The 13427-nt window shown below is 42.8% G+C and carries 8 protein-coding genes and 1 pseudogene; 8 read left to right on the top strand and 1 reads right to left on the bottom strand.

What is annotated here, in order from left to right; translation table 11 throughout:
- The first annotated feature begins 6 nt into the window (after window positions 1-6).
- The 3 genes from smc (at window position 7) to ligA (ending at window position 6593) form a co-directional block, all read left to right on the top strand.
- On the top strand, window positions 7-3459 hold the full coding sequence (gene smc / locus ACF8FD_RS08695) for a chromosome segregation protein SMC (RefSeq protein ID WP_234305073.1): 3453 nt from the start codon (window positions 7-9) through the stop codon (window positions 3457-3459).
- A 4-nt stretch (window positions 3460-3463) separates the two neighbouring features.
- Window positions 3464-4459 (top strand): cell division protein ZipA C-terminal FtsZ-binding domain-containing protein, encoded by a 996-nt coding sequence (locus ACF8FD_RS08690; RefSeq protein ID WP_205667653.1) that lies wholly within the window; start codon window positions 3464-3466, stop codon window positions 4457-4459.
- 94 nt (window positions 4460-4553) lie between these two features.
- On the top strand, window positions 4554-6593 hold the full coding sequence (ligA, locus tag ACF8FD_RS08685; RefSeq protein ID WP_234304573.1) for an NAD-dependent DNA ligase LigA: 2040 nt from the start codon (window positions 4554-4556) through the stop codon (window positions 6591-6593).
- A gap of 276 nt (window positions 6594-6869) precedes the next feature.
- Here the strand turns inward: ligA and ACF8FD_RS08680 are convergent, their stop codons facing one another.
- Window positions 6870-7937: an aldehyde reductase gene (locus ACF8FD_RS08680; protein ID WP_234304574.1), complete on the bottom strand. Its 1068-nt coding sequence runs from the start codon at window positions 7935-7937 to the stop codon at window positions 6870-6872.
- A 273-nt stretch (window positions 7938-8210) separates the two neighbouring features.
- Between ACF8FD_RS08680 and ACF8FD_RS08675 the strand changes: the two genes are divergently transcribed.
- The 5 genes and pseudogenes from ACF8FD_RS08675 (at window position 8211) to bfr (ending at window position 13377) form a co-directional block, all read left to right on the top strand.
- Window positions 8211-10385, top strand: a complete 2175-nt coding sequence (locus ACF8FD_RS08675) for a TonB-dependent siderophore receptor (RefSeq protein ID WP_279679203.1) — start codon at window positions 8211-8213, stop codon at window positions 10383-10385.
- A gap of 73 nt (window positions 10386-10458) precedes the next feature.
- Window positions 10459-10749, top strand: a complete 291-nt coding sequence (locus ACF8FD_RS08670) for a hypothetical protein (RefSeq protein ID WP_234304576.1) — start codon at window positions 10459-10461, stop codon at window positions 10747-10749.
- Window positions 10715-11008, top strand: a complete 294-nt coding sequence (locus tag ACF8FD_RS08665; protein ID WP_279679202.1) for a hypothetical protein — start codon at window positions 10715-10717, stop codon at window positions 11006-11008. The genes ACF8FD_RS08670 and ACF8FD_RS08665 overlap by 35 nt, the downstream gene beginning before the upstream one ends.
- Window positions 11009-11011: 3 nt before the next feature.
- A pseudogene (locus tag ACF8FD_RS08660) lies at window positions 11012-12643 on the top strand (PepSY-associated TM helix domain-containing protein).
- A gap of 269 nt (window positions 12644-12912) precedes the next feature.
- Complete coding sequence (bfr, locus tag ACF8FD_RS08655; protein WP_004695301.1) at window positions 12913-13377, top strand: bacterioferritin; 465 nt, start codon at window positions 12913-12915, stop codon at window positions 13375-13377.
- Window positions 13378-13427 lie beyond the last annotated feature (50 nt).

Here is a 13427-nt window from a genome sequence, read left to right as displayed (position 1 = left end):
GACATTATGCGTTTAAGCAGTTTAAAACTTTCCGGCTTCAAATCTTTTGCCGACAGTACCACATTACACTTTAAAGATAACCGTACTGCAGTCGTTGGGCCGAACGGTTGTGGTAAATCCAATGTGATCGATGCAATTCGCTGGGTCATGGGCGAATCCAGTGCGCGTCAGTTGCGTGGTGGCAGTATGCAGGATGTCATTTTTACCGGTACGGCAAAGCGTAAACCCGTCAGTGTCGCCAGTGTAGAACTGCGTTTTGACAACACTTATGGCAAGTTAGGCGGTAGCTATAATGCCTATACAGAACTGGCGGTCAAACGTCAGGTCAACCGCGATGGCAAGTCTGAATACTTTTTAAATGGCACCAAATGCCGTCGTCGGGACATTACCGATATTTTCTTGGGCACAGGTTTAGGGCCACGTTCTTATTCGATTATTGAACAGGGCATGATCAACCGTTTGGTCGATGCAAAACCTGAAGAAATGCGGGTTTTTATTGAGGAAGCGGCAGGAGTTTCGCGTTATCAAGCACGTCGCCGTGAAACTTTATTGCATTTGGATCACACTACGCAAAATTTATCGCGTTTAGAAGATATTGCCTCCGAGTTAAGATCACAGTTAAAAACTTTAAAACGTCAGGCTGAAACCGCAATTCAGTACAAAACACTGGAAAGCCAAATTCGCACCATTAAAGTCGAAGTTTTATCTTTTCAATGTGAACAAAGCAGCCGTTTACAGCAAGAATATACGTTGCACATGAATGATTTGGGCGATCAGTTCAAGTTAGTCCGTTCAGAGTTAACCACTTTAGAGCATGATTTGACGTCAACCAGTGAACTATTTCAACGCCTGATTCAGCAGTCCACGCCACTACAGAGTGAGTGGCAACAGGCAGAGAAAAAGCTGGCTGAGTTGAAAATGACTTTGGAACAAAAGCAGACACTGTTCCAGCAAAACACGACCACTTTGGCACAGCTTGAACAGCAGAAGGCGCAAACCAAAGAACGTATGCAACTGATCGAGCTGCAACTGGAAAGTTTGCACGAACAAAATGAGCTTCATACCGAACAGTTACAACAGCAAGAAAGTCAAAACCAACAGCAAAGCCAAGGTTTAATGGATTTAAAAGCACAGCAGCAACAGTTGCTTCAACAGTTTGAACAAGTCAAAAGTTTGGTTGAAAAACAGCAGCAACAAAAAACGCAAATGTTGGCACAAAGTGAACAGTTGGCCAAAAACATTTTACGCTTTGAACAACAAAAGCAGATTTTAGAGCAGCAAGCAGCGCAAATTCAAAACCAAAGCCAGTTGGATGCGATTGATCAACTGTTACATGCCAAGCAAGACGCCGAGGCACAGCAGTTACAACGTGAGCAAAGTATCATTGAGGTGCAGTTGCAGCTGGATGATTTGCGTATCCAACACCAAGCTGCTCAAACTGAGCTGAATCAGCACAAAGCAGATATACAGGTCTTAAGTGCCGAACAGAAGCATCTTAAGCAGTTGTTGGTTAAAGTTAGTGCCTTAAAAAATAGTGATCATCCACAGTTGATGCATGTGCTGCAGCTTAAAGATGCGGCTAAAACCCATGCCGCGCTGGTCGAAAAATTCTTAGCCAAATGGCTTTCAGCGCACTGTTTGGACAACAGCGATGCATTCACCGATGCCGTTGCACGTCAGTTAACGCCTCAGCCGCATGTTGAACTGATCGAAATTGCAGGTTGCGATAGCCTAGCCAGTTGGATTGAATCGCCACAATCCTCTTTGTGGCAGCAGGTGGGGGTGACCACCAACTTAAAACAAGCCTTGGCTCTGCAAAAGCAATTGAAAGATGGTCAGTCTCTTCTGAGTTTAGACGGTTATCATGTCGGCATGGACTGGGTGATTGGTTTGGATTATGACGAAGCGAGCCAAGCTGGACAGGGTGCGCTAAGTCATCGAATTCGTTTAGATGAAATTGAACAGACCCTTACTGAAAAAACGGAACTGCTGACTCAGCTTGAAACGAAAACTACCGAGCTTCGTACTCAAGTACAAGCGGTGGATGAGCAGTTAAAAGCGGATCAACAACTGTTGAAAAAAGAAGCTCAAGCGACGCAGCAGATTGATGTGAATATTGCCAAAGTGCAAAGTACTAACCAAGCTTTTGAAGTGCAAAAGCAACAATTGGCCAATCAACTGGCGCAGCTAGACAGTCAGCTTGAAGAAGATGCTATGCAAAAAGATGATCTAGAGATTGATTTGCATGCATTGAATATTAAGCTAGAGCAAAACTTGCCAAACTACAAAAGCATGCAGTTCCAAGTGGAGTCTTTGACTGAGCAACTGGATGATAGCCAGCAGCAGTCGCAGCAGGTTTGGCAAGCACTTGAAATGGTGCGTCGTCAGGCGGTGCAAACCACACAGCAGATTGAACTGTTAGAGAAAGACAGTACTTTCTTAAAAGCGCAGTATCAGCAAATATTGTCACAGATGGAGCAGGCCAAAAAGTTTATTGATCCTGTACAACTTGAGCTGCCTGCCTTGGAAAGCCAGTTCAGCGAACAAGCACAGATCACTGAAAAGCTACAAAAAACATGGTCTGAATGGCAAGTTGAGCTGAATGCGGTGCAAGAACGTCAGCAAAGTTTGACCGAACACCGTCATCAACAGCAACAACAAGATGAAAAGCTGAGAACCCAGTTAGAAGAGAAACGGTTGGCGTGGCAAGCGGCAAAGTCAGACTTACAACATTATTCTGAACAGCTCAAAGAAATGAATGTTGAAGTTGTTGTGGGTTTAAGCATTGATATCAGTAGCCATCAACAGATTTTGGAAAAAGCACAGCAGCAGTTTGAGAAATTGGGCGCAGTCAATTTGGCGGCTTCAGAAGAATATGAAGAAGTGTCTAAACGTTTTGAAGAGTTGAGCCATCAAATTCAAGATTTGGAAAATACCGTTGAGCAGTTGCGTGCTGCAATGAAAAGTATTGACCAAGAAACCCGTAAACTGTTCATGAGCACTTTTGATCGGGTCAATACCGAACTACAAGATCTGTTCCCGAAAGTTTTCAATGGTGGAGAAGCGAGTCTGACTTTAGAAGATGACTGGCAGTCTGGGGTTAAACTCATGGCCCGTCCACCAGGCAAACGCAATAGCTCATTGGCGCTACTTTCAGGGGGAGAAAAAGCCCTGACCGCATTGGCCTTGGTATTTGCGATTTTCCGTCTCAATCCATCGCCATTTTGTGTTTTGGATGAAGTTGATGCGCCTTTGGATGATGCGAACGTGGGAAGATTTTGTAATCTTGTAAAAGAGCTTTCTGAACAGGTGCAATTCATTTACATTACCCATAATAAACTCGCAATGACGATGGCGACCGACTTGTTAGGTGTTACGATGCCTGAACCGGGAACATCAAAATTAGTGACTGTAAATTTAGAACAGGCAAAAGAATACGGTTTAGTCGCGGAGGCCTAATAAGATGGAATACACAACAATTATTGGTATCGTCATAGCAGTGATCATTATGCTGTTTGGGGTTCGAATGATTTTTCGAAAGCCGGCAGATGCAGCGCCTTCACTTGAGTCCGCATTGCATATCGATGCGGACAGTCAAAAACCGATTATCCCGCGTCACGTACGTGATCAACTGCAAACGGCATCAGTTGAAGAGGCTGAACGTCAAGAGCCGACTTTAAACGAAAACTCTGTAGAAGAGACACTGTCTGAAAAAGCCGAACCGAAAGCTTTGGATGCAGACAGTGTGCTCGAAAGCAGCAGTACTGAACCAAGTTTGGATGCGTCAGCTGAGGTAGAAAATAAAGCAGTAAACTCAGTCGCTCCTGAAAATGCTATAGCAGATGCAACGGAATTAACGACTGAAAGCGCAAGCTCCTCGCTTGTTGATGACCAAGCAAAAGCGGATAAAGCTGAATTTAGTTTAAATGCCAATGTCGAAAAAGCCGAAATTTCAGAGTTTGACGATGAAAGTAGTATTTTAGATGCACATTTGTATGAGCAGAAAATTGTCGATGATGAAAGTGCCTTAGCCACAGCAGAGTCGTTTATTGCCCTGAATGTTTATCCTGAACGTCGTGCATTGTCTGGTGAGAAAACTTTAAAAGTTTTAATGAAGTATGGTTTACGTTTTGGTGAAATGTCATGTTTCCACCGTTATAACGAAGATGGAACTAAGTTACTGTTCTCTGTGTTGCAAATTACTGATACAGGCATGGATGGTTTTGACTTGGAAAATCTGTCGACCGATCCAATTAAAGGCTTGGCATTTTTCTTGGCCTTACCACACCGTGATGTCCAAAATGCCTTTGACACCATGGACAGTATTTCACGTTTAATTGCTCGTGAAATCGATGGAACGGTTTATGATCAAAATAACCAAGAGTTCACGCCACAACTGCGTGAGCATTGGCGCCACTTGGCGATTGATTACCGTGCTGGACAAGCAATCGACGCTTAATCTGATTGAAAGCAGCGGTAACGATTTCTATAATAGACAGTAGAAATACAATTTTTAGGGCGGAACAAAGACCGCCCTTTTTTATGGTGAAATTATGACTCAAACTTCGACTGTCGTTGCGCAAATGCGTCAACTGATCCAAATTTTGGCACAGCATAATCATGCTTATTATGTGATGGATCAGCCGACCATTTTAGACAGTGAATATGATCAGCTCTTTCATCAACTGAAAGCTTTAGAAGAACAATACCCTGAGTATATTCAGCCAGATAGCCCGATCAATAAAGTCGGTGGTAAACCTTTGGCGAAGTTTACGAGCGTGACCCATGTGGTACCGATGTTGTCTTTAGGCAATGTATTTAATCAAGACGAACTGTTTGCCTTTGCACGCCGAGCAGAAGAACGTTTGCCGAATCAAACGATTCAATATGATGTCGAACTGAAGTTTGATGGTCTTGCCATCTCACTGTGGTATGAACAAGGTGTGCTGGTGCGTGGGGTGACGCGTGGTGATGGTGAGACAGGGGAAGACATTACTCAAAACGTCAAAACTATTCGGAACTTGCCGAAGGTGTTGAGTACAGATCAGGGTGAAGTACCTACGCTACTGGAAGTTCGTGGCGAAGTTTTGATGCCTAAAGCAGGTTTTGAAAAGCTCAATGCCGAAAATGAAGCCAAAGGGGAGAAGACTTTTGCCAACCCACGTAACGCCGCAGCTGGAAGTCTACGTCAGTTAGACCCGAATATTGCGGCTTCGCGTCCACTCGCATTTTATGCTTATGGTATTGCGCAGTGTGAACCCAATCATGGTCAAAGCACCATGTCGGAAAGTCTAGAGTGGTTGCAACAGTTTGGCTTTGCAGTTGGTGAGCGTCATTTTGTCTGCGATAGTATTCAAGAAGTTCAAGCGGTTTATGAACAAATCAATGCGGAACGACCACAATTGAGTGTGGAAATTGACGGCATGGTGATTAAGGTCAACAGTCTCAAACAACAGCAACAGCTCGGTTTTTTAAGTCGTGAACCGCGTTGGGCAACGGCTTATAAATTCCCTGCGGTGGCTGCGCTCACCACGGTTGAAAATATTGACTGGCAAGTGGGGCGTACAGGTACACTCACACCTGTGGCGCGTTTGAATCCTGTTGCTGTGGGCGGCGTGACCGTTTCAAATGTGACCTTGCATAATATTGGGGAGATTCACCGCCTAGATGTGCGAATTGGCGATACTGTCAGTGTTTACCGTAGTGGTGATGTGATTCCCAAAGTGGAAAAAGTGTGGCCTGAGTTCCGTCCTGTCGATGCGACTGAAGTTGAACTCCCGAGCCAATGTCCTGTGTGTGAATCGCCAGTGGTGATGCCCGAAGGTGAAGCTTTAGCACGTTGCTCTGGTGGTTTGTATTGTGCTGCACAGCGTATTGAGGCAATTCGCCACTTCGTGTCACGTAAAGCGCTTGATATTGAAGGTTTGGGGGATCGTTGGGTCGAATCACTGTTACATCTTGATTTGCTTAAAGATGTGGCTGATATTTATCACCTACATGAGCACCGAGAAAAGCTATTAACCATTGAAAAAATGGGTGAGAAGTCCGTTCAGAACTTGATTGATTCGATTGAAAATAGCAAGAAGACTACCTTGGCTGCATTTATTTATGCATTGGGGATTCGTGGCGTGGGTGAAACCACAGCACGTATGTTGGCAAATACTTTCCAAACTTTAGATGCGTTACGTGTCGCAGACATTGAAGCTTTAAAGAAAACCCCAGATGTGGGGGATATCACGGCAGAGTGGATTGTCGACTTTTTCCAAGCGCCGCATAACCTTGAAGTTTTAGACCGATTATTGGCGGCAGGTATTCACTGGGATGCGCCTGTGGCACCAAGTCGCCAGCCTCTAAATGGAGAAAGTTGGGTCGTGACGGGTACACTCAGTACGATGGGGCGTGATGAAGCAACGCAGCTCCTACAAGCACTGGGTGCACGTGTGAGTGGTAGTGTGTCGAGTAAAACCAAGTGTGTTGTTGCAGGTGAAAAAGCAGGTTCAAAGCTGGATAAAGCAGAGAAGCTTGGGATTGCTGTGATTAATGAAGCTGAGTTTATTCAACTGATGAAAGATTATGGACAATTAGCGGTTTAGATTGTTGACTCAGGTTAAATCAGAAATATGATACTTGGGCACGTCATCTGCAACCTGCGTGGTGTAAAAAAGCTAATGTTTCTGCGACATATTTCTGATACATCAAAAAGTGGTCAGGTTTTGCAGATGACAATGGTTTTGCCTACTTTTGCCGAAACAAAAGTAGGGCCAGCTGCAGGCTAATGATGAAATGGGGTGAGAACTTGATAAGACTCCGCCAAGATCATTTCTTCAATAAGCTGGAGAAATATTTAAGTCAAAATTAGGTTGTTTATTTCAAGGAATATATTGCTTAATGACACCGTCATCGAGCAATTGTTGGAAGTGTTCAACGAGGCTTTCTTTGACATCTCGGTAGTGTAAGCCCAATTCTTTTTGGCTCTTGTTTGCATCAAAATAAATCGGATAACCCATATTCAGCTCAACAAACTCGCGGCTAAAGCCAATGAATGGACCAATCACCTTAAAGGCAGCTTTAGGGAGTTCATTTCGTGGAAATGGAAACTTCCAACCAAAATGAGCTTTAAGCAATTGACCGATTTCAAGCAGACTTAAAGTTCCACCACTTACAATGTAACGACCTGTTGCTTCTGGGGTGAATGCTGCTTGTAAGTGCGCTTCAGCAACATCTTGAACATCGACCACACCATTCCACATAGGTGGGACACCCGCTAAAGTCAAACCATTGGTAAACTGTTGTAAGACCTCAATTGAGCCTGACTGTGTATTTGGTGTCAATGAACGACCAAAGACCAACGCAGGGTTAATGCATACCAACTGCCAACGATCTTGTGCCTCAGCCATTTCCCAAGCTTTACGCTCAGCCATCACTTTAGAATATGGATAAGGCTGATGGGTCTCGGAACTGCTGGTGTTCCAGTGACTTTCATCAAAAGTATTATGATCTGTTTTTAAAATATCAATGGCATCGCCATAGGTCGAAGCAATACTCGAAGTGACAATGACGCGTTTAACGGACTCGGTTGCATTTACGGTGTTTAAGACATTTTCTGTACCCAAAACAGCAGGTTCAATGATGTCTTTCACCGCATCTTTATAGTTAGTAACGACGAAAGGAGAGGCCATATGAAAGACAATTTCACAGCCTTGCATCGCTTCTTTAAAGGAATTGGGCTCGAGCAAATTGGCTTTAAAGAGTTTCAGTGTTCCAGCACTGCTGTCTGCAATTTTAGATAAATGCGCGAAGCTTTGGGTTTTGTTCAGGTCACGTACAGTGGCATGAACGGTATACCCTTGGGTTAATAATTTTTGAATCACCCAACTGGCAATATAACCCGATGCACCTGTAACCAGTACCGGTGCTTGTGTTGCTAAGTTTGTCATAGATTACCCATTGTTGTTTTAAGTATTGGCTTAGTGTAAACGTGAATGCCATGAAAGTCTTTGCCTATGGGGTGAACAGGTGTCTGACTTATGCGTCATTTTATAATATTGCACCAGACTGTATTGAAAATGAGCGAGTAAAACGTATTTTTTCGCAGTAAGCTTAAATTTGTATTTTAGATCAGATAGATAAGTCAAATGATAAAATACAATAAATAATGATAATTATTTTACATATAATAATGATTCTCATTAAAATAAGTGTTGTTTAAAATGAAATCCTTCTCTAAAAAAATTCTTGCAAGCTCTGTTGGGCTTTTGATGATGGGTGGAGGCTGTTTACAGCTTGCTTTTGCAGAGGAGCTTTCTGTTTTACCTTCCTTAAAATCAGAAGCGCAGGCACAACAACAAAACTATGCAGATGGTAAGTTAGCCAAAGAAGCTAAGTTAGGCGCCTTGGGTAATAAGTCTGTCATTGATACCCCTTTTAGTGTCACGACATATACTGCAAAAACAATTTCTGATAATCAAGCTGCGACGGTTTCTGAAGCTCTTAAAAATGATCCAAGTATTCGTGAAACGACCAATTCAGGTCATTTAAATGAAAACATTCAGATCCGTGGTTTTTCTGTAGGTTTTGAAGACTACAACATGAATGGTCTATATGGCATGGCGCCAACTGGACGTATTCCAACAGATATTATTGATTCGGTCACTGTGCTTAAAGGTCCTAATGCTCTAGTGGCGGGCATGGCACCGGCTGGGAGTGTCGGTGGTGTGGTCATGGCGCAAACGAAGCGCGCTAACCAAGACCTGACACGTGTAAGTGCAAGCTATGAAGACGATGGTTATTATAAATCAGGCTTTGATGTTGCAAGACGTTTAGGTAACAACAAGGAATTTGGTGTACGTGTCGGTGGCTCTTATGGGCAAGGTGAACATATCATTGATGGCATGGATGATACAAATTCAACAGGGGTCGTGGCACTTGACTATACAACGGATAAGTTGAAACTAAACTTTGACGCTTATGCGGTACGAGATAAACGTGATAATGGTTCACCTGCGATGGTTGGATTTATTCCATGTACACCTAAGTTAAAGGCATCCCAATGTACTACACCATATAAATTAATAGATGCACCGAGTGGGGATAGTAATTTCTTCCCAAACATTCACGGTGAGCAAAGCAGTCAATACTTGGGAGTATCAGGCGAATATAAACTTAGCCCTGATTTAAAAGTATTTGCGGGTGTAGGTTATAACGAAAAAGAATATTCAGGACATATCTTTGGTACACGTTTAATCGTTAATAACACAAATACAGGTGCTGCCAGTTCACAATATTATCGGGTGGGTTATCAAGAACATGCTGTCGCGGCTAATCTTGGGTTAGAAGGTAAGTTTGATACAGGTGCCATCCAACATACACTTGGCTTACGCGCCGATTATCTGACACGCAATTATTGGCAGCATTCGGCAGCAACATCAAATGCATTTGATACTAACCTTTATAATCCAATTGTAGATGCATCTGAACAAATGCCTACGTCATATCCAACTATCGTACCTTATGCCGATAACCGCTATGTCAGCTATAACTTAACCGATCAAATGTCGATGTTAGACGATAAATTACAAGTCATTTTAGGTGCACGGTACCAAGATATTGATACTCAAAACTTGTATAAAAAGACGAAATATTCATCAGATAAACTTTCCCCAAGCTTAGGTCTCGTCGTTAAACCATTTGGTGAGGACCTATCTTTCTATGCAAGTTATGTCGAAGGGCTATCTGAAGGGGTAACAGTTTCAGATATGACTTATCCAACTGCAACAAATAAGGGTGAGACATTAGCCCCTTATCAAACCAAGCAATATGAACTAGGGACAAAATACCAAGTGGGTTCTTGGCTTAATACTTTGGCACTTTACCAAATTGAAAAGCCTGAAGCCTATCAAGACTCAACAAGCCTAGAAGTTAAAGATGATGCAGAGACCCGCTCACGTGGTATCGAGTTTTCAACAGCAGGACAGCTAACCGAAGACTTAAGTTTGATGGCGAACTTAGCTTATATTGATGCTGAATATGTTAAATCGGGGACAGCATCTCAAGTAGGTAATACTGTAATTGGTACGCCTGATTTTACTGCTGGTTTGGGTATGGACTATAAAATTCCTGTCGTTGACGGTTTGAGTGTAAATGCTCGTGCATCTTATGTGAGTGAACAATACTTAAATACGGATAATAGTTTAGAGTTGCCTGATTACACGATTTTAGATTTGGGGGCTAAATATGCGACAAAAATTGGTGGTGTAAACACGACTTTCTTAGCCAATGTAGATAACGTGACTAATAAAAAATATTGGGAAGGTGTGTTCAACTCTTACTATGCAACGGTTGGTGGTGCACGTACCTATAAACTTGGCGTCACTTTCGATTTCTAATTTTTATGATCAGCCCATTGCGATGCAGTGGGCTTTTTTATGTCTGAATGCTGCCTCATTTAAGTTGAACGCAATGATGAAATTTCTCGGTTTACTCCTGTGCTGTGGTGGTTGTGTGCTGCTGTATTTGACCCATCCTAACCAAACGGTTCTTAAACAGACTGTGGCGAAAAAGTATCGTTGGGTCGGGTGGATTGGTTTTGTTTTGGCATTGGTTCTTTTACTGACTGTATTACCAAAACTGGTGGCGGTGTTGATGTGGTTACTGATGCCATTGGTGTTGTGGTCAGTACTACCATTTCTTCCTTTATTACATGGGGCTTTGACGCATGAGGTTACTACGCGATCAAAAGATACAACCTGACTGGTGGACGAAAAGCTTTGCAGGAGCAGTTCTTGGACTCAGCCTAGCTTTCGCTTTAGCTGCATTAATCACAATGTGGGGACTGCAATCTGAGTATCGTAGTCTTGCTCCACAGTTAGGTATGTGGTCGATTCCTTGGATTTGGCTACCACTCTTTTTCGTGGCCTATTTTATTCCACGCGGATGGCAGTCAATTGTGATTTATCTGTTTTTCAATGTTGTGGCTTACACACTCATATTTTGGCTCATAGGAGAATAGGGCATGAAGGTACGTACAGATATTCTCCGACTGGCCAAAGAGTTACATACATGGGTGGGGATTTGTGCAGGCATTCTCTTGTTCATTTGCTTTTTTGCAGGTGGGCTGAGTATGTTTCAGCATGATTTGAGTAAGTGGGTAACGCCGCCGCAACAAAGTCTAAATACGGTTGAACTCCATCAGTACAACGATTTGGTGTCACAGGTACAGCAGCAGTATCCTGAAGCGTAAAAAAGTTTCCAGATCAATTTAAACTCCAAAGAGTTTCATTATGCCCCGATTCAGTGGCAACCTGCGCAAAGTCAAGCACATGATGATCATGCCTTTGATACCGATCAAAGCGCGATGTTGGCGACACTGAAACCAGATGGCACTTTACAGGTTGAACAAGAAAACTTATCTAAACTGGGTTGGTTGATTGAACAACTGCACGAAACGGCAGGCATTCCAGGGATGCTTGGGCACCATACACTCGGTGTTTATGTGATGGGTGTGGTATCCGTCTTATACTTTTTAGCGCTAATGACAGGTTTGATCATCCACTTGCCGACGTTGGTCAAAGACTATTTTGCGATACGGCAAGGTAAGAACAAAAAACGCTTTTGGCTCGATGCGCATAATGTGATTGGCATTACCAGTTTACCGTTTCATATTTTGATTAGTGTGACGGTAATTGTTTTTGCATTTCATGATCTCTTTTATGATGGCTTGGGGCAGTTGGTGTCCAAAGGTAAACCACTGTTTGAACGTCCCGCTGCGGTGCAGATTGTAGATCCAGTTCCTCAACTGGATGTTGAAAAAATACTCTTACAGGTACAGCAACAAGCACAGGGCTATGAGGTCTCGTCTGTAAGCTTTAACAATCTAGACCAACCCGCTAAGGCATCGGCACGCGTGAGTTTATACAGCCCTGACCAGATGTTACGTGGTGATAACTTCGACGTGATGTTTTTCAATCCTTATCAGCCTGCACCTTATAGTACAGCCAATTTAAATACCCAAAGTTCTGGTCTAGATCAACTGATTCGATCGATGTTCAGTTTGCACTTTGGTAACTATGGTGGAGATTTTACCCGTTGGTTGTATTTGGCCTTGGGTCTGGGCGGAGCATTTTTATTTTACTCAGGCAATATTCTATGGATTGAATCGCGTGTAAAGCGACAAAAAAATCCAAATTTAGCACCACCTGCACAGCGTAAGGATGTGCAATTCATCGCAAACTTAACCATAGGCGCATGTTTGGGAGCGGTCTTTGGCATTGTTATGAGTATGTTGATCGGGCGCTGGGCCTATGTACTCAGTCCTGAACTACACAGTATCAACGCATGGTTTATGTATATCTATTATGCGATTTTTATCTTCAGTTTAATGCTGAGCTTCGTACTGGGCGCAGCACGAGCATTCCCAACGTTATTGCTGTCGATTGTGATTGTTTTACTGCTCATGCCTTTGACTTCTGCTATCGCACTGCTCTTACCTGAGATTGGGCTATGGTCATCTTCTTCCTCTTTATGGTGGGTTGACGTCTTTGCTCTTCTTTTTGCAGGGTTATTTTTCCGTTTTTATCGCCAAGCTCAGGCCCGAGTCCAGTCCGCAGAAGTGGGTTCTCTTTGGTCCGTTGCTCAGAATAAGTGAAAGAATGAATACTGTTCCAAGGCTGAAATAAGAAGCATTTTTAATGGTTACAAAATGAAGCATAGGGCTGTTCAAGCCTAAAAAGCCTTTGCAAAAGCGATGAAGTTTTGCAAAGGCTTATTTTATAACTATTATTTTGATGATTCATACTGCAAATGCGTATGTTTCTCATTTTAATTTTATAAAAATCATAAACTTACATAATTTATCTTTTGCAAAGTGAATTAAATGTGTCCATAATAGTTGCATTAGAGAATGGAGATTTTGAAATGCGTGGCAATCCTGAAGTCGTAGACTACTTAAATATGTTGATCGGTGGAGAATTGGCTGCACGCGATCAATATCTCATTCATTCACGTATGTATGAAGATTGGGGTTTGAGCAAAATCTTTGAACGTATCGATCATGAAATGCAAGAAGAAGCACAGCATGCGGATGCGATCATTCGCCGGGTTTTGTTTTTGGAAGGCACACCGAATATGCAACGTGATGACGTTGAAATTGGTGAAGATGTCGTTTCATGCTTAAAAGCCGATTTAAAGCTTGAATATCATGTACGTGAAAAATTAGCGCAAGGCGTAAAATTGTGTGAAGAAAAGGGTGATTACATTACCCGTGACATGTTACGTCAGCAAATGTCAGATACTGAAGAAGACCACACCTACTGGTTAGAAAAACAATTACGTTTAATTGAGTTGATTGGTCTGCAAAACTACATTCAGTCTCAAATGTAAGAGATGCCTGCCACTTGATGTAAAGGTGGCTTTTGCATTTACCTACTGAG

Source organism: Acinetobacter sp. TYF_19 (assembly GCF_043105125.1).
Taxonomy (GTDB): domain Bacteria; phylum Pseudomonadota; class Gammaproteobacteria; order Pseudomonadales; family Moraxellaceae; genus Acinetobacter; species Acinetobacter johnsonii.
The sequence above is the reverse complement of the archived record's forward strand: the minus strand, read 5'-3'. Positions and strand labels throughout refer to the sequence as shown.

Excerpts from the sequence above, each read along its gene's own strand:
- smc (WP_234305073.1), top strand. The coding sequence starts at position 7 with ATGCGTTTAAGCAGTTTAAAACTTTCCGGCTTCAAATCTTTTGCCGAC.
- ACF8FD_RS08690 (WP_205667653.1), top strand. The coding sequence starts at position 3,464 with ATGGAATACACAACAATTATTGGTATCGTCATAGCAGTGATCATTATG.
- ligA (WP_234304573.1), top strand. The coding sequence starts at position 4,554 with ATGACTCAAACTTCGACTGTCGTTGCGCAAATGCGTCAACTGATCCAA.
- ACF8FD_RS08680 (WP_234304574.1), bottom strand. The coding sequence starts at position 7,937 with ATGACAAACTTAGCAACACAAGCACCGGTACTGGTTACAGGTGCATCG.
- ACF8FD_RS08675 (WP_279679203.1), top strand. The coding sequence starts at position 8,211 with ATGAAATCCTTCTCTAAAAAAATTCTTGCAAGCTCTGTTGGGCTTTTG.
- ACF8FD_RS08670 (WP_234304576.1), top strand. The coding sequence starts at position 10,459 with ATGATGAAATTTCTCGGTTTACTCCTGTGCTGTGGTGGTTGTGTGCTG.
- ACF8FD_RS08665 (WP_279679202.1), top strand. The coding sequence starts at position 10,715 with ATGAGGTTACTACGCGATCAAAAGATACAACCTGACTGGTGGACGAAA.
- bfr (WP_004695301.1), top strand. The coding sequence starts at position 12,913 with ATGCGTGGCAATCCTGAAGTCGTAGACTACTTAAATATGTTGATCGGT.